23 protein-coding genes, 1 tRNA gene and 2 pseudogenes are annotated in these 15,561 nt (G+C 47.6%); 12 read left to right on the forward strand and 14 right to left on the reverse strand.

Features of this window, described 5'->3' with window-relative positions; all coding sequences use genetic code 11:
* Positions 1-71: 71 nt before the first annotated feature.
* Both MN084_RS15245 and MN084_RS15250 read right to left on the reverse strand, forming a co-directional pair.
* Positions 72-287, reverse strand: coding sequence for a DUF7577 domain-containing protein (locus MN084_RS15245; RefSeq protein ID WP_241085891.1), 216 nt, complete (start codon positions 285-287; stop codon positions 72-74).
* A 171-nt stretch (positions 288-458) separates the two neighbouring features.
* Positions 459-532, reverse strand: a tRNA-Gly gene (locus MN084_RS15250).
* A gap of 109 nt (positions 533-641) precedes the next feature.
* On the opposite strand from MN084_RS15250, the gene thiS reads away from it, so the two are divergent.
* Both thiS and MN084_RS15260 read left to right on the forward strand, forming a co-directional pair.
* Positions 642-842, forward strand: coding sequence for a sulfur carrier protein ThiS (gene thiS, locus MN084_RS15255; protein ID WP_241085890.1), 201 nt, complete (start codon positions 642-644; stop codon positions 840-842).
* Positions 843-880: 38 nt separating this feature from the next.
* Positions 881-1,672 carry a thiazole synthase gene (locus MN084_RS15260; RefSeq protein WP_241086067.1) on the forward strand — a complete coding sequence of 264 codons (792 nt, stop codon included), beginning with the start codon at positions 881-883 and terminating at the stop codon, positions 1,670-1,672.
* Positions 1,673-1,925: 253 nt separating this feature from the next.
* Here MN084_RS15260 and MN084_RS15265 read toward each other — a convergent pair whose 3' ends face one another.
* From MN084_RS15265 to MN084_RS15315, 11 genes are all read right to left on the reverse strand, one after another.
* Complete coding sequence (locus tag MN084_RS15265) at positions 1,926-2,279, reverse strand: Mor transcription activator family protein (protein WP_241085889.1); 354 nt, start codon at positions 2,277-2,279, stop codon at positions 1,926-1,928.
* Positions 2,276-2,746 (reverse strand): regulatory protein GemA, encoded by a 471-nt coding sequence (locus tag MN084_RS15270; protein ID WP_241085888.1) that lies wholly within the window; start codon positions 2,744-2,746, stop codon positions 2,276-2,278. Before MN084_RS15270 ends, MN084_RS15265 begins: the two co-directional genes overlap by 4 nt.
* Before the next feature lie 341 nt (positions 2,747-3,087).
* On the reverse strand, positions 3,088-3,345 hold the full coding sequence (locus MN084_RS15275; RefSeq protein ID WP_241085887.1) for a hypothetical protein: 258 nt from the start codon (positions 3,343-3,345) through the stop codon (positions 3,088-3,090).
* 180 nt (positions 3,346-3,525) lie between these two features.
* Complete coding sequence (locus MN084_RS15280; protein WP_241085886.1) at positions 3,526-3,873, reverse strand: ASCH domain-containing protein; 348 nt, start codon at positions 3,871-3,873, stop codon at positions 3,526-3,528.
* A 4-nt stretch (positions 3,874-3,877) separates the two neighbouring features.
* The gene (locus MN084_RS15285) at positions 3,878-4,171 is read right to left on the reverse strand and encodes a DUF7168 domain-containing protein (RefSeq protein WP_241085885.1); all 294 of its coding nucleotides are present in this window, start codon (positions 4,169-4,171) and stop codon (positions 3,878-3,880) included.
* A complete protein-coding gene (locus tag MN084_RS15290; protein WP_241085884.1) occupies positions 4,158-4,532 on the reverse strand; it encodes a DUF2786 domain-containing protein in 375 nt (124 codons plus the stop codon). The genes MN084_RS15285 and MN084_RS15290 overlap by 14 nt, the downstream gene beginning before the upstream one ends.
* 2 nt (positions 4,533-4,534) lie before the next feature.
* The gene (locus MN084_RS15295) at positions 4,535-4,831 is read right to left on the reverse strand and encodes a hypothetical protein (protein WP_241085883.1); all 297 of its coding nucleotides are present in this window, start codon (positions 4,829-4,831) and stop codon (positions 4,535-4,537) included.
* A gap of 13 nt (positions 4,832-4,844) precedes the next feature.
* A complete protein-coding gene (locus MN084_RS15300; protein WP_241085882.1) occupies positions 4,845-5,465 on the reverse strand; it encodes a DUF3164 family protein in 621 nt (206 codons plus the stop codon).
* Between the two features lie 2 nt (positions 5,466-5,467).
* Entirely contained in the window at positions 5,468-5,719 is a 252-nt protein-coding gene (locus tag MN084_RS15305; RefSeq protein WP_241085881.1) for a hypothetical protein, read from the reverse strand.
* Positions 5,720-5,767: 48 nt separating this feature from the next.
* Entirely contained in the window at positions 5,768-6,340 is a 573-nt protein-coding gene (locus MN084_RS15310; RefSeq protein ID WP_241085880.1) for a hypothetical protein, read from the reverse strand.
* A complete protein-coding gene (locus MN084_RS15315) occupies positions 6,337-6,672 on the reverse strand; it encodes a hypothetical protein (RefSeq protein WP_241085879.1) in 336 nt (111 codons plus the stop codon). Before MN084_RS15315 ends, MN084_RS15310 begins: the two co-directional genes overlap by 4 nt.
* A gap of 123 nt (positions 6,673-6,795) precedes the next feature.
* Between MN084_RS15315 and MN084_RS15320 the strand changes: the two are divergent.
* The 3 genes and pseudogenes from MN084_RS15320 (at position 6,796) to MN084_RS15330 (ending at position 11,154) form a co-directional block, all read left to right on the forward strand.
* Positions 6,796-9,798 (forward strand): annotated as a pseudogene (locus MN084_RS15320) (Tn3 family transposase).
* A 25-nt stretch (positions 9,799-9,823) separates the two neighbouring features.
* Positions 9,824-10,222, forward strand: a complete 399-nt coding sequence (locus tag MN084_RS15325; protein ID WP_241085878.1) for a hypothetical protein — start codon at positions 9,824-9,826, stop codon at positions 10,220-10,222.
* On the forward strand, positions 10,219-11,154 hold the full coding sequence (locus tag MN084_RS15330) for a TrbI/VirB10 family protein (protein WP_241085877.1): 936 nt from the start codon (positions 10,219-10,221) through the stop codon (positions 11,152-11,154). Before MN084_RS15325 ends, MN084_RS15330 begins: the two co-directional genes overlap by 4 nt.
* 28 nt (positions 11,155-11,182) lie before the next feature.
* On the opposite strand, the pseudogene MN084_RS15335 reads toward MN084_RS15330, so the two are convergent.
* Positions 11,183-12,262, reverse strand: a pseudogene (locus MN084_RS15335) (IS3 family transposase).
* 457 nt (positions 12,263-12,719) lie between these two features.
* Here MN084_RS15335 and MN084_RS15340 point away from each other — a divergent pair.
* The 7 genes from MN084_RS15340 to MN084_RS15370 all read left to right on the forward strand — a co-directional run bounded on the left by MN084_RS15340 (position 12,720) and on the right by MN084_RS15370 (position 15,512).
* Positions 12,720-13,016, forward strand: coding sequence for an AbrB/MazE/SpoVT family DNA-binding domain-containing protein (locus MN084_RS15340; protein WP_241085876.1), 297 nt, complete (start codon positions 12,720-12,722; stop codon positions 13,014-13,016).
* Positions 13,016-13,207 carry a hypothetical protein gene (locus MN084_RS15345; protein ID WP_241085875.1) on the forward strand — a complete coding sequence of 64 codons (192 nt, stop codon included), beginning with the start codon at positions 13,016-13,018 and terminating at the stop codon, positions 13,205-13,207. The genes MN084_RS15340 and MN084_RS15345 overlap by 1 nt, the downstream gene beginning before the upstream one ends.
* Before the next feature lie 16 nt (positions 13,208-13,223).
* Complete coding sequence (locus tag MN084_RS15350) at positions 13,224-13,463, forward strand: hypothetical protein (RefSeq protein WP_241085874.1); 240 nt, start codon at positions 13,224-13,226, stop codon at positions 13,461-13,463.
* 93 nt (positions 13,464-13,556) lie between these two features.
* Complete coding sequence (locus MN084_RS15355; protein WP_320416373.1) at positions 13,557-14,117, forward strand: DNA-processing protein DprA; 561 nt, start codon at positions 13,557-13,559, stop codon at positions 14,115-14,117.
* Positions 14,118-14,151: 34 nt separating this feature from the next.
* Positions 14,152-14,451, forward strand: coding sequence for a DNA-processing protein DprA (locus MN084_RS15360; RefSeq protein ID WP_330178560.1), 300 nt, complete (start codon positions 14,152-14,154; stop codon positions 14,449-14,451).
* A gap of 490 nt (positions 14,452-14,941) precedes the next feature.
* On the forward strand, positions 14,942-15,226 hold the full coding sequence (locus MN084_RS15365; protein ID WP_241085873.1) for a hypothetical protein: 285 nt from the start codon (positions 14,942-14,944) through the stop codon (positions 15,224-15,226).
* Positions 15,213-15,512 (forward strand): hypothetical protein, encoded by a 300-nt coding sequence (locus MN084_RS15370; protein WP_330178150.1) that lies wholly within the window; start codon positions 15,213-15,215, stop codon positions 15,510-15,512. The genes MN084_RS15365 and MN084_RS15370 overlap by 14 nt, the downstream gene beginning before the upstream one ends.
* Positions 15,513-15,561 lie beyond the last annotated feature (49 nt).

Genomic DNA, 15,561 nt, shown 5'->3' on the forward strand with positions numbered 1-15,561 from the left:
TCAAAATGCCCTGAAATTCCATGCTGCCGGCCACTTTAAAGAAATATTATTCCCCGCTCCGGCGCTATGTCTTAATTTCGGGAGGCCGTGCAATTCCAGCAAATATTGAATTCAGCATCCACTATTTCACCACACCGCTGGCAAATCCAGCTATCCTGGCTTCCCTCTGCCACGGAATCCTCGAGATAGCTTTCGATCAGCTCCCGCCCCCTGGCATAGTCCCTATCTTCAAGCACCCAGAGCATCGGGAACTGTATTGCCGCCAATTCACCTGCGGCACCACTCAAATAATCACCGTCTCGATATGATGAGATTTCTCACGAGATCTGTGCCTGAATACGATCTTTTGCCTCATAGAGCGGTTTCACGGGATATCCGATTATGCTAATATATTGAAATTGATAAAGAAGCATTAGACCCCGATTCAAGCTGGAATAGTGCTTACAGAAAGGGAAAAATGGAGCGGGTAACAGGAGTCGAGCCCGTCTCTCTGGCTTGGGAAGCCCGGGTAATGCCGATATACGATACCCGCTGGGAAGGGTAATTCTATTCGCCACCGCAGTGAGAAAGCAAGCCTCGGTTACTATCTCTCTAGCCCTTAGTGTAGAATTTGCTGATCATATCCATGCAAGAGACGAGAGATGCAAATCTACATCAATAGTGAGGGGCAAAGCATCCTTGACAACACAACCATGGCATCACTGATTGAGCTGCTTGCATTGACTAGCCAGCGCATCGCCGTTGAAGTGAATGGCGAACTGGTACCGCGCAGCACATTCGAGCAACACCAGCTTCAGCCAGATGATAAGATCGAGATTGTACGCGCCATCGGCGGCGGATAACCCCGCCCGGGTCCTCCAACAGAAATACAGCCATGAATATGCCCAACGAAACTAAAGACGCATTCACTGTTGCAGGCAGAGAGTTCCATTCTCGCCTGCTTGTAGGTACTGGTAAATATAAAGGCATGGAAGAGACCCAGCAGGCAATTGAAGCCAGTGCCGCGGAAATCATCACCATAGCCATACGCCGTACCAATATCGGCCAGAACAAGGATGAACCGAATATTCTGGATATTCTGCCTCCTGACAAATACACCATCCTGCCAAACACGGCAGGTTGCTTCGATGCCGATTCAGCCATTCGCACCTGCAGACTGGCAAGGGAGCTGCTGGATGGACATAACCTAGCCAAACTGGAAGTGCTGGGTGATGAGAAAACCCTCTTCCCGGATGTAATGGCAACCATGAAGGCGGCCGAAGTGCTGATCAAAGATGGCTTCGATATTATGGTCTACACCAATGACGATCCCATCATTGCCCAACAGCTGGAACAGATTGGGTGTGTAGCAGTAATGCCACTGGCCGCACCCATCGGCTCCGGCCTGGGTGTGCGCAACAAGTTGAATATCCGGACCATAGTCGAGAACGCCAATGTCCCTATCCTGGTGGATGCAGGCGTGGGAACGGCATCAGATGCTGCAGTGGCCATGGAATTGGGCTGCGATGGGGTGCTGATGAACACGGCTATTGCGGCCGCCAACAAACCGGTGCTCATGGCATCTGCGATGAGAAAGGCCATTGAAGCGGGCCGTGAAGCCTTCCTAGCCGGACGCATGCCTGCCAAGCGATTTGCCTCCGCATCTTCTCCCATTGAAGGGCTATTCTTTTAAGACACACGGTGAAAACAATGTTTTGGGTGGACACCAGTTAAGGCCAACCCAAAACAGAAAAGATGGACGCAGAGCACGCAAAGATTGCAGATTAAAAACAAGAAAGAACGCTGTGTCCTTTTTTAAGGTGATACCCCCTGATATAATTCTGTAGGGATAACTGTCATAAATCGGGAAGAGGTTAAACCAAAAGGGAAGAAGCGGGAAGGCGAAACTAAAAGGAGTTCAGAATAGTTAAAACGGGCGGTAGGGGTCAGTCACGGAACAGATCGGGCTGTTGCTCGGCAGAGACCAGGGCGCGGATTTTGCGTAGGCGCTGGTAGACGCCCTGGATCGTCATGTTGTACTTCTCGGCCAGTTCAGTCTGGTTGTGGCCGTTGAAGTCGGACCAGATGTTGCGATCGCGCTCGTCGATATCGATCTCTTTACCCTTGGGGAAGTAGACCAGTTGGCCACCCCAATTGTGACGCATCTTATCGACGAGAGCCGTTGCTACCTGGTTGGCTTGTACCTCCGGTAGGCCCGCAAACGACTGCAGCAGCTCTGCTGTGTGCGCGTAGAGATCGGCCAGCAGCTCCGGGCCTCTGCTTTGGAGTTCTTTCGTCATTTCCATTCCACCTGGGTGCGGTCAGCCCATTTTTTGAGTTGCTCGATCACCTGGTCTTTGAGTTTAGCCGGGAGGAACTCCGGTTTTGACCAACCGGTGCCTTGGGGGTGCTCTCGGCGGGTGTTTGACTGCAGCCAGGCGGTAAGGCCCTTTCGATTCTCGACTACCCCGGCATCTGCCAGGCAGTTCCAGATATGGTAGATGAGCCGGGCCTTTGCCGGTGGCTTGCGACGGCTTGTGGTGCGCTGCCATGCGAATTTGGCCCCTCTGGCTGCCAGGTGTGCAAGCACGGCTTTGCGGCCTGCAGCATCCAGATCGGCGGCACTGCGTACCCGGCCTACAGTCCAGAGCATGCACCGGTAGGTACTGTCTGGATCTTTGTCCTTGGCATCCATTCCTATCTGGGTGGCACCCATGTGGATTTTGCCAAGCTCCAGAGTGCGGGCTGATTTGATTTTAGTGCTCATCTATAGTTGCCTGGATGCAGGTTAATAACACTGTTATAAGGCTTCCGATTCGCCGTTAGCGATCATTTTCTTTACGCAAGACGGGCAATAATGGAACTCATTAACTCCGTCAAAGCTCCATGAGTCTGGGAGCATTTCATGGTCATAGGGTTCAGTTTGTCGTAATTCATGCTCGCTGGAACAATCATTTCCATCACATTCAAATTTAGCTTTAAGTGTCATATTCATTCACTCCGTAGATAACTCGCCTCATAACCAGTCAACCCAGGCAGACCGGCGCTAGCCCGCGCTTCGTCGCTGTTTTCGGTGGGCCGGTCTGCTGGTTTCATTCGTTCTATTTCCTAAAGCTCTACCGTGCGCTCTTTGCCATCTAGGCAAGCAACAATAGCAACATTAGAGTCCATCTCTTTGATGACGCCTTCGTGGCACTCACCACTGGTAGCGGTCCATTTAATATATGTTTGGTCTGGTCCACTGGACCTGTCGAAACCGAAAATAGAACCATCCGGTGAACGAGACGATTCGCTCTCTGGTCGCTTCTTGTGTGGTGCAGGTGCCGGGACAATAGTGTCAGAGTCGCCATTCGGTGCTCTACTCATCGCGTCGTTACCTCTTACGTTATCGAGTCCATCCAATAAAACTCTTTCCCTTGTAGCGCCGATACAGAACCGCGGCTAGTATCAGCAGTGCACCAAGCCCAACCAGCACCTCAATAGCTATCCCGAACCATATGGCCATGTCTGTGATATTCACTTGTCATTCCTCAGAACGTTCATATGTCACCACTTGATTAGTTGGCCGGTGAATGGGAGGCCGTGGGTGTCTCTGAAGAATGCTTTGAACTCAGCAATGCCAGCGAAACCATCAGCCCTGGCGAGTTCTGCAACTTGGTAGGGGTGCAGAGTTTCACAGTCCACATTGACTACATCGCTATCTATATAGATGGTGGTCACGGTTTTAGCTGCTGCTTCACCCAGCTTTTCGCAGCCTGAGGTGCGCATTCCGGTGTAAAGATAGAGTGTGTCACCTGTACGGATGGGATGCTTTCTCATGACGCGGATTGTCTGGCGCTTGCTGTGATCTCTTACGCCAGGTGCAAATTGCTTTTTGAAATTGAGGGCAGGCATGGTGTTACCCCTCCAGCCTGCGCTGGGGTGTCATACCAACACCTTGGTGCAGGCGTACCTTTTCCCCATCTGTGTAGCCTTCGGCCATTCTGCCGCGATCTAGCTTTCGGTTGTGCTGTTTAATGGGCTGCAGATCGGTATGTCTGAGATCCATGTAGCGATTAACGATTTTTGGGATAGACTCCGCGAACTCCTCAACAACTGACCGGACACCAATCACCCAGCCCAAGGCGTAGTCATCTGCCCTGCGGGATCTGTTGTGTGATTTGCCGCGGGTGCGCGACTTACGGTATGCCAAGCGGGCTTTTGTTACCTGACGGCGCAGTATGCGTGAAAGTGTAGGCGGCAACTTCGTTATGAGGGTGAACGCCGATAAACACCACGCTATTAGTACCCCATGTCTCACGGAAGAAGTAACGGCAGCCAAAAGCATCTGCGACTGTAGAAGCAAGCACGCGCATCCAGTGGGCTGGGGTATTTTGAGAGCTGGTGGTGGTCTCGGTTTCCTTCACCTCGCTGAGCTGGATGTCGTCCTCTGATATACCGTGCTTTTTCATCATGGCCTTGGCATGACGCATAGCATTAGCAGCTTCGTGAGGATTGTCTGATTGCGCCAGTCGCAGCAGCTTGCATATTTTATTGATGGCTCTTTTATCCATTCTCAACTACCCTCTGCATTGTGCTTTTTGTAGAACGTTTCCCACTCCTTGAGGAGTTCACTGGATCCGGTACAGGGTGATCCCGCTTCTTCGCCTGCATCTATATAGTCCTGGATGTCCTGAGCCATTTTGCAGGCGATATCGAGCATTTCATCACGCTCAAAGTGGATTGAATGGCAGCGTTCCAGCAGCACCTGGTCATCAATACCCGGCATGTACTCACCATAGATAACCTTTTCTGCTAGTGTGCTCAGCAGGCTCTTTCTGGCATGGTCTAGTAGGTGTTCGCGTTGACTCATTGCTGTGCGCTCCTTATGCCGACGCCATGTCCAGGCCGAGCTGCTGGAACTTGTCGTCGCGGCTGGGGCGGGAGTAGAGGCGGATGTAGGTTTTTGTGGAGACGACGGTGAGGCTGTCTTTGATGGCCAGCATGGCCTGTTTCCACTTGGGGTGATCGATGACCAGGCGGGTGAGGCCAAGGATGCGGCCGGTGTTGATTTTGCCCTCTTTGTCGGTCTGGAATGCATGCTCTACGAGCACCTTCACTTCGGTGCCTGAGTTTGCAGTCCATTCGTGGATACACTCATCGATGAGGGCCTTGGCGATCTGCAGGGATTCGTTGAAAATAAGTGTGTCACCCACGGCGATCTGGATCTTCTTGCTACCGTCGTAGGACATGAGGCTGATATTGCCTTTTTGCCCGCCGATCTTGGCATCGTACTTCTCGGCTGCCAGGTCAACGAACGCACCTACATCACCCATTGACTGGTCTTTGAACTGGGTCATTTTTTCACGCAGCTCGATTGCGGCGGTGAAGATCTCTTCCACCAGGGCGTCTCGATCGAGATCCACCTCGGCGATGGCATCGATTGGCACAAGGTGGCCCTGGGCATTGCGGCGGTAACCTTCTGGAATCTCGGTTGTATGGATCATGATTACAGCTCCTGTATCTCTTTGGCTTGTTGGCGAAGGGTGCGGGCAGTCTGCTCGGCCAGCTCGGCTGATTTCCGACAGCGCCACTTAACCTGGAGAGGCTCTGCGTAACTGGCGGCATGGCGGTGACCGGTGGCGATGTTGTCGTGCTTTTCGGCAACAACATGCAGGGTGACGATACGGACGCGCTTGGGGGCTGCTCCGCCACGTTTGGCGGCTTTCTCAGCCAGTTCGATATCTTGTTCTATGGACATTAGGTATCGGTCTCCTCAATGGGGTCAGTGGTCGGGGTGTAGCCCACATCACTCACTTGCTTGGTCTTCACGGTCAGCCTCCTCTTTGGCTTTTCGTTTAGCGACTGTTTGGCGCATTTTTTCCATTTGCTTCTCTGCTATGGCTCCCGCGTCCTGGCCAACAGGATCTTGTGGATTGGTGGGCCTTCTCGGTTGGTTTTTCAGTCGTTCCTCCTGCTTCTTTTCGGCCTCGGCTTCCAACTTGTCAGATTGCCCGGCGACTACCTCAAACAGGTAGTTGTGATCCTTTAGCGGGAGGCGCAGCGTGCTGCGTTTTTCGATGACTTGCTCGAGGGCGTATTTCCAGACTTCAACAGGTGCCGGCCAGTCGCGCCCTTTTCTGCGGATCTTCCCGGCCTCAATGGGTTCGAGCAGTTCCTGGAGGAGTCGGTCGACCCGATCCACGCTGTGGCCACGGTTGGGTGGCCGAAACAGCCCGATATAGACTTGCACCTGCAGCGCCAGTGGGTGGGGCATCCTCAGGGCTTTGGCGATCGCTTCACGTTTGACCGCTTCTGCCATGAAGATCTCCGGTGAACAAAACGCACCGCAGGCTGGGCAGATTGCCTGATACTTGCTCATTGGCAGCCCACCATCCTGCCGTTATGGAATGCACTACGGTCACGCTGGTTGGTGGTGGGATAGATGTGGTGTGACATTGGCTCATACAGCCGCATGGCGTTTGTGGTGATGGGTTTGGGACCGGTGGGATTGACCACATCCCAGAGGGCATCCCAGGCATCATCCAGCCACACCTTATCTGCCGCATTCGCATCAGCATTGAAGATCTGGCTCTGCAGCTCTGCCTGGATTGGCAGCAGCTGCCGGTACTCGTGGCCATCGTCTTCTGTGGGTACGTTGAATGCCGCGGCATAAAGGATTGCGGCCGGATCAATTAGGGGTTCTGGGGACATTCCGTCCTAAAGTGACACTTATCGCTACAGCCCACGCCTCATAAGGCTTCTAGAGGTGCCTTAATTTTCAAAATCACTGCAATATCCCAATTATAGTAATATTCCGGCTTTTACAAGAAGCCTATGCCTTATAAAGAACGCCTGACCGTACTCCACGAAGCAGAAATTAACGATTTATATGGCGTTCCCAGCCTGTCACTGGAAGAAAAACGTATCAGTTTTACTCTGAATGATCTGGAGCAGGACGTTATTAAATCCATCAGGGATCGCAATCATAAATGCTATGCTATTGCTCTGCTGGGTTACTTTAAGATCAAGCCCATTCAGCTCAATCCGGCCTACAAGGAATTGAAAGCAGATCTCACCTTTATTGCTGAAGAATATTTCCCTAAATTTAAAGTCCCTCGCTTCAGTGTTAGCAATAAGCAGAAAACACGTATCTACGACAAGATTATAAACCTTCAGGGATTCAAAACATGGTGTGTGGAACAACATCAGGAACCTCTCATTACCTATTTGCAACAGGTTGCTAAATCCTGGATTGAGCCGCGCTTTTTATTTGATGCCTGCACCGAATACTTAGCTCGAAATCATACAGGAATCCCTAAATATACCGTGCTTCAGCGAATTATCAGTCAGGTAATCAAACAGGAAAGTAAGCGACTTTCTGATCTATTAAAGACAACCATATCAGATGAATTAGCTACTAACTTGGCTGAGTTAGTTGATGGAAAAGGTATGCTAACCGTTAAAGAACTTAAGCAGGCGGCGAAAAGTTTTAATGCTCCAGAATTGGAGAAAGAGTTGAACGTCAACAAGTTGATTCAGCCCTGGATGGATGAAGTTAATCAAGTGGCCTCTGCTCTATCACTATCGCAACAAAACCGACTGCACTATGCGGCGATGGTTGATTACTACTCTATAACCAAGCTTAAACGCTTCGACCGTGTCACGCAGCAGCTTTATTTACTTTGTTATCTTCAGGAGCGGGTACAAATCAATATTGAACGTTTGGCTGATGGGTTTATTTATCATGTCCGAAAGTTACGTGAAAAAGCTAAAGCGTATGCCAAGGAAATGGCCTATAAAGATTGGGATGGCGCGGTAGTAAATATTAGCAAAGCCGCTGAATTATTATACTTTTTTATTGACGACACCATTGATGACCATGTGTCATTTAGACAAATAAAACAACGGGTACAAGGCTTGCTTGGAGCACGGTAAATAGAATCACTGTGCTTGTATCTGAAGAAACAAAAACGCACGAAAAATGATTACATCTGGGAATTTTATGATAAGCAGCGTGAACTGATTCAGCACTTAATACGCCCCATTTTTTTATGCCTGACCTTTGAAGGATCAGACAATACACAGGCTTTATCTGCACAATTAAATAGAATGAAAAAAGAGTTGTTAGGTGCTGGTGAATTAGCATCGTCAGATCGACGATTGATTCCAGCCAAACACCAATTGTATGTTATCAATATTGATAACAACGTACTCTCTGAGCGTTACGAGTTGATGCTGTATTTATCAGCTCAAAATAATCTTGGTGGGAAACTCTTTATACCAACGGCTATCAAATATCGTGCATTACACGATGACCTTGTTGGAGATATCCCCTGGGCACAGAAAGACAAGCTACTTAAAGGTTCCATGCTAGATAGCATGAATACAGAGCCTGCCCAGCGGGTTAAATCGATGGAGAAAAAGATGAACGATAAGCTGCAACGGGTTGGCCAGCGCATTGATGAGGGCGACAATCGAAATGTGGTATTGCGTAATCGCTCAGGAAAAATTCAATGGAGGTTGCCGTATTCAGGCACAAAATCGGCTTTAAACAATCCCTTTTTCGATCGTATGAAACCGATTAACATTGCCGATGTATTACGCTTCGTTCATCAGGAAACAGGATTTTTAAAGCACTTTGAGCATGTTCGCCAGGTACAGTCCGGACAGAGTGATCATTTGAATGATTTACTGGCGGCTCTCATTGGCAATGGAACCTATTATGGCCTACACGGCATGGCCAGCATCTCTGATAGATCATATGATCATCTACGCACAGTACAGGCCAATTATTTGCGACCTGAAACGCTAAACTTCGGCAATGATGCAATTAACGATGCGACAGCGAAATTATCAATCTTCAAGCATTACAATATCCAAAAAGGACTCATTCATGCCAGTGCTGACGGGCAAAAATTCGAATCACGGTTAGAGACTTTTAAAACTCGCTATTCATCTAAATATTTTGGCACGAATAAAGGACTAACATCGATGAACTTGATTGCCAATCATGTAGCCTTGAATGCCCAGATTATTGGTTCCAATGAACATGAATCTCATTTTATTTTGGATCTGCTTCATAACAATACCTCGGAGATTAAGCCGGATATTTTGTCAACGGATACGCACGGCGTTAATCATGTTAACTTTGCTTTGCTGGACCTGTTTGGCTATATCTTTGCGCCGCGCTATGCTCAGTTTGGAACCGTGATATCAGATCTTTTTGATGTAAATGAGGGAGAAGACAATAAGGCAACGCTCTCATTAAAAAAGCCTATTAATACAGAATTAATTATCGATGAGTGGGATACGATACAGCGCATTATTATATCACTACAGCAGAAGACGATAACGCAGGCGACCCTTGTTAGAAAGCTTTCTGGCTATAGTCAAAACCACCCCTTGCTGAAAGCTTTAACTGAATATAATCGTATGCTCAAGGCCATGTACTTACTGGACTATATTGATGATGCCAGTTTAAGAAATTATGTACAGCGAGCCTTGAATCGTGGGGAAGCTTATCATCAATTACGGCGTGCTATTGCACATGTGAATGGCAATCGTTTCCAGGGAAAATCAGACGATGAGATTGTCTTGTGGAATGAATGCGCGAGGCTATTAACCAACGCCATTATCTATTTTAATTCGCTGATACTGACGCGATTACTTGAGCATTTTGAGGGGGAAAGTGACGATAAGAAGTTGGAAATTATTAAGCAAGTTTCGCCAGTGGCTTGGCATAACATCAATTTGAACGGAACTTACAGCTTTAGCTTTGAACAAAACCTACTAGATTTGGATGAAATTATGCAATCAATCGTGCAAAATGAAAATTAAGCCACCTCTGTAGGCCTTGTGGGGTATGGGCTGTAGAGATAAGTGTCACTTTAGGACGGAATGTCCCCAGAACCCCTTATTTATCGCCGATGAATGGGCCGAGCTGCTGGGCAAACGTTATGACGTTTCAAGCGTCTTTCATATTCAAGGACAAGGCCCGATAGGGAAAGCGCTATCCGATGCGTTACGTGCCAAAGGATTTGGTGTCTCTATCGTGACGGCCAAAGGCAACACAGAGGTCGACCCAATCGAAAACGGTATAGCGGTCGAAGTGAGATCTGACAATATCGGCAAAAAGAAAAAAGGGGTTTTGGTCTCTTTAGTGATTGGCGATCAGATTCTTAACCGATCGTATCAGATCGCCAGTGAAGGGACAGTGGCAAATAGCCAAGTCACCCAACTGAACGATGGAGACGACTTATGAATATGGCAGCTGAACCGACACCAGCAGGTATTGAGCTCAATACAAATCCTACCGGTATCAAACGTCTAAACAAAGTGCCGCTCGTTGGTGGCATAGCAATTGCCTGCGTGATTGTCAGCCTCTTAGGCTATGCCATGTACCAGAGAAGCATACCGATAGAGCTGGAGGCGGGCGAAAACGCCCAAAATCTGAGTGGTGATACAACAACACCGGGTAAGCTAACGGGGCCATATACGGGCACTGAAATTGAGGCTTACAAGCCCCACGCACCAACAACCATCCCAGCAGCGACGGCGGCAGCACCGAAGGCGGCACCGCCTGTAGCAAAAGAAGTTGACTTACTGCAGCAAGCGACGGATCGGCAGCGGCAAAAACGGTTACAGATGGCCTATGGTGCCTTAGATGCACCCAGCGAGGTATCGTTTAAAGAGGTAACCGGCAGCGGTGAAACCACTGCTGGAAATGCACCCCTGGATCCTCGGGCTGAGATCCTTAAGGCGGTGATGCAGAAAAACGGCTTAGGCAATCAGTCTGCAGGAAATCTCGATGCAAGCTTTCGCCAAGGTGCGGAGAAAACACGGCCCCTGTTAGGACGGGATTTTGCAATGTCTGAACTGCTCATAAGGAGCGGCAGTATCATACCGGCAACGCTTATTAGCGGATTAAACTCTGATTTACCCGGTGAAGTGATCGCCCAGGTATCACAAAATGTCTACGATACCAGAACCGGCCAAATTCTTATGATTCCGCAAGGAGCTCGTCTGGTTGGCACTTATGACAATAAAGTGAATTATGGTCAAAGCCGTGCGTTGGTAGTCTGGAACCGGCTGGTTTTTCCTGACGATTCAGCACTAGAGCTGGATAGAATGAACGGCAATGATATGTCGGGATACGCGGGCTTTGAGGATGAGGTGACCTTCCCCCCATCTTAATACCAAGACTTGGATGAGATAATTCATTCTAAGCGGCCCTATTCACAAAGGCCACAGGTGACAAATAATTTAATGCGCTATGAGGCCGCACGTGATTGTAGTGCTCTCGCCATTGATCAATTTCATGTCTAGCGTCATCAATGGACCTGAACCAATGCTGATTTAAGCATTCATTTCTGAATTTACCGTTTAAGCTTTCTACAAACGCATTCTGAGTAGGCTTACCTGGCTGAATAAAACCTAGCTTAACGCCACTTTCTTTTTGCCAGTAGAACATCGCCTTGCTAGTAAACTCAGTACCGTTGTCGCAGATTATTTGATCCGGAGCGCTCCTTAGCTCAATCACCTGAGTTAAAAAACGAGCGACCTGGTGACCATTGATCGAGAAGTCAGAGAGCTGGCCAATAACTTCTCTTGAGTAATCATCAATCACATTAAATACTCGAAAGCGGCGACCATTAGCCAACTGATCACTGACAAAATCCATTGACCAGCGTATATTTTTACCAATGGGCATAATCGTTGGCATTCTTGGTCGTATTATCTTCTTGCGTTTTTTTAGTCCTCACTTGAAGACCTTCTTCATTATAGACTCGGTAGGTCCGCTTCTTGTTTTTCACAAGCCCCTCTCCTCTCAGGAGGCCATGTAAAAACAAATAACCATAACTCGGATGCTTTTTTGCCAGCTCAAGTAACCGTTTGCGTAGAGGCTCATCTTTTCCCCATTGAGTAACGTACCGAAAAGCGGTTCTACTTAAGCCTACTAATTGGCAAGCTCTACGCTCACTTAATTTGAACCGCGACTTAAGGTAGCTCACGATTTGTTTTCTATCAGCAGGCTTTACCACTTTTTTGAGAGCACATCCTTCATCGCCTCAACTTCAAGCATTTTCTCGGCAAGTAACTTCTTAAGCTTGTTGTTTTCGCTTTCAAGCTCTTTGAGCCGTTTGGCTTCTGAGACATCCATCCCGGCGTATTTGCTTCGCCAGTTATAAAAGCACCCGGTTGAAATGCCGAACTGACGACAAATGTCATCAACTTTTACCCCTGACTCATGCTGCTTGATGGCACCAATAATTTGCTCTTCTCTGTAACGCTTCTTCTTCATCTTGACATCTCCTAATACACAGACTAATTGGAAATCTCATCCTTGTCATGGCTCTATTTCTGGGGGAATGGTCAACTGTAGCGGCCTTTCAATAGAAATACAGCAAGGCTCATTCTCAGAACCCTACCGAATTAACATCATGGGTGGAGACTCGCATGGAGCCATAGAAAAAGTCGCCTTGATTAGAGAAGGGATGAAGTTTGGTGCTGCACAAGAAACACCAATAAGCTGCGTTTACCATCAGCCTGCCATCTATGAAGAGCATGAACCTGCTGCTACACCTGAACCCAAAATCACTTATAAACGCCGTTCTCGGCGGGTTACAGCTGGCACCGATCGAGGCGCTGGATCTGTAACCCAATAAACCACCAAAGAATACATCAATCTAGATACAAATGTTGACACATAGCCTTTCTATGCCAGTATATACAAAAGTAGATACAAGAGGCGTTCAGACATGAGTAAAATACAGAAGTGGGGCAATAGCAGTGCTGTTCGATTACCCACAAAGATATTAGCGGCTGCAGGCATGACGGCAGACAGCGATATTGATATTAAAGCCGGAGATGGCTGTGTGGTCATCCAGCTAAAAGAGAAGGCCCAAGAGCAAATGTTTGATCAACTATTCAGCGAGATCCCGGATGCCGCAGAACTGTTCAGCGCGGTTCAAAAGAGCTTAACCAATGCCATCTCTATGACGGATGAAGCCACTAAAGCGGTTAAAACATCACATGCTGAACTAATAAAGGAATAATGATGGGACTTGGTAGCGAATTCATAACCATCTTAAAAGACACCGTAAAACTAACCGATTCGGTCAAACGTCTTAACGGTGCTGTGGTGGAATTAATCAGAGATGTAAAACACATCGACAACCGTGTTGTGCGGCTTGAAACGCTGGTAGAAGTTGCAAAGGTAAATCAAGGTCGAATTGAATCGGAATAACGAGGCAAGGAAAAAAATGAACCGTCAACAGGTCAATGAATGGGTTCAGAATTGGATGGATGAGCATTCTGATCCAGATATGCCGGATGAACTTCTTAATTCAGATACTCTGCGTGTAGGTGCGGTGTCTATACTCCAATTTGCACGGGATGCTGGCCTTATCACACAGGCAGACTATCAGGAAGGGATGAATCCAATTGTATCTAGGACTCACCCAGAGTTGGGAGAACACTACATCGGTGAGCGCAGCAACTAAATACGCCTCGATGAACCAAAATAGCGAGGGTTACATCCAAGGCGTGAGCTCGTGGCGGATCTGTAACCCAAAAACTAGAATAGAGATATATCTATGGACTTATCGTTATCTAAAAATCAATTTTTCAAACAGGTGGTTTCCCCTCACAGTGAAATGGCTGCTTACGAGGCACTGTGGGAGGAAAAGTCAGCAACATATGAGCGAATAGCGGATATGTTTCGCCAAGCTCCCGGTGCGGTGCCTACAGACTTGGTTTCAGAAGAGAAAATTAACCATATTAAGGGGATTTTGAGCGATATTTTCGATAAGTTTAATCTTGATAGTTTTGGCGTTCGGGTTCGCGGGGCAAATGAGTACCCTGAAAAGCTACGGGATGCTAAAAACCCTTTAGAGGTTCTTTATTTTCAAGGCTGGTGGGAGCTAGTTAACACGCCTTCAGTAGCTATTGTTGGCTCCAGAAAGGTATCCAAAGAAGGATTGCTTCGTACTCGAAAGCTAGTGAAGTGCTTGGTTGAGGATGATTTTACCGTGGTCTCCGGCTTAGCGGAAGGAGTAGATACGGCTGCTCACACTACTGCACTGGAACTGAATGGTCGAACAATAGCGGTGATTGGAACACCATTAACACACAACTATCCAAAAACAAATTTCTGAGCTACAAAAAAACATAAGAGATAAACACCTCCTGATTAGTCAGGTACCCTTTAAGCGTTACCTGGATCAAGATTACCGCTCTAATCGCTCGTTCTTTCCAGAAAGAAACATCACTATGTCAGCATTAACACAGGCGACGGTGATTGTTGAGGCCTCTGATACGTCCGGCACTCTGTACCAGGCGCGCGCTGCCCTTGCTCAGGAAAGAAAACTATTTATCTTGGATAGCTGCTTCCAGAACTCAAAAATATCATGGCCAGAGCGCTTTGCTCAAAAAGGTGCAATTCGGGTTAAAGAGTATGCCGATATAAAAGAGCATTTAGAGCATGTATGAGCGGCTCTCCCTAATTGATGCATTAACTCGCCCTCATCATTACCATTTATCAGATACTGATACGTGTTACTACTTCGGCGACTATACAGCTAGGAAGGGTCATACCAAGAGCCATACCAACGATCTTATAATTAACTTTAAAAAATCGGTGGATAGGCAAGGAAAGCCTGAATATAAGTATAAACTAGCAGCGATCCAAAAAATTGCAAGCAACTTAAATCAACACTTCATCGCCGCCAATCAAGTTACTTTTATACCGATTCCTCCATCCAAAAGCAGAGAGGACTCTTTGTATGATAACCGGATAGTGAAGGTCCTGGATCAATTTAGGGCCCTAAATAGCGACGTTGATTATCGGGACTTCATAATTCAGTCGGAAAGCACTGAAGCATCTCATAATACTGATTCTCGCCTTTCGCCTGAAGAGCTATAGAAGCTATAGAAGCTATAGATTGGAATTTTGATTTAGATTAGTACGAAGTTAGTAGGGATGAGTGACAAAGACAATGTAGAGAAGATGCCCCTAGATCATTTTGTAAAGATGATTGCCAGAGGTCTAAATAAAAGTGTGAGGGATTTGGAGAAAGCCAAAGCTGAGGCGCGAAAAAAGGGAGATCCAGAGGATCTAGTACTTCATCAGGTGCAAGCAAATTTAGCTCAAATGTCAGATTTCCTTATGAATGTAGATATGTCAGGAGAACTAGTGGATCTACTTCCAGAGGCCCCTTACCCTCATTTGGAAAGGCTCTTACCTCAAGACGATGATTCAGAATAGCGAGCATTCTATGATAATTATTGATAGCCCTTTTCACGTTTCGTTTACAGGACATAACGAACTTCCAACAATTGCTTGTGTGGGCAAGTGTAAAAAACCATGGTGGCCGATTGATCTAGAGGATGTAGCGAAAGATGTTTGCCCAATGTGTGGCAGCGTTACATCAGCGGCAATGGAGGGGGTTCATTACTCTGTATTGGCACAAGCGAATCGAGACCTTCGCTATGGGGTTCTGGGGACATTCCGTCCTAAAGTGACACTTATCGCTACAGCCCACGCCTCATAAGGCTTCTAGAGGTGCCTTAATTTTCAAAATCACTGCAATATCCCAATTA

The organism is Candidatus Vondammii sp. HM_W22 (assembly GCF_022530855.2).
GTDB lineage: Bacteria > Pseudomonadota > Gammaproteobacteria > Chromatiales > Chromatiaceae > Vondammii.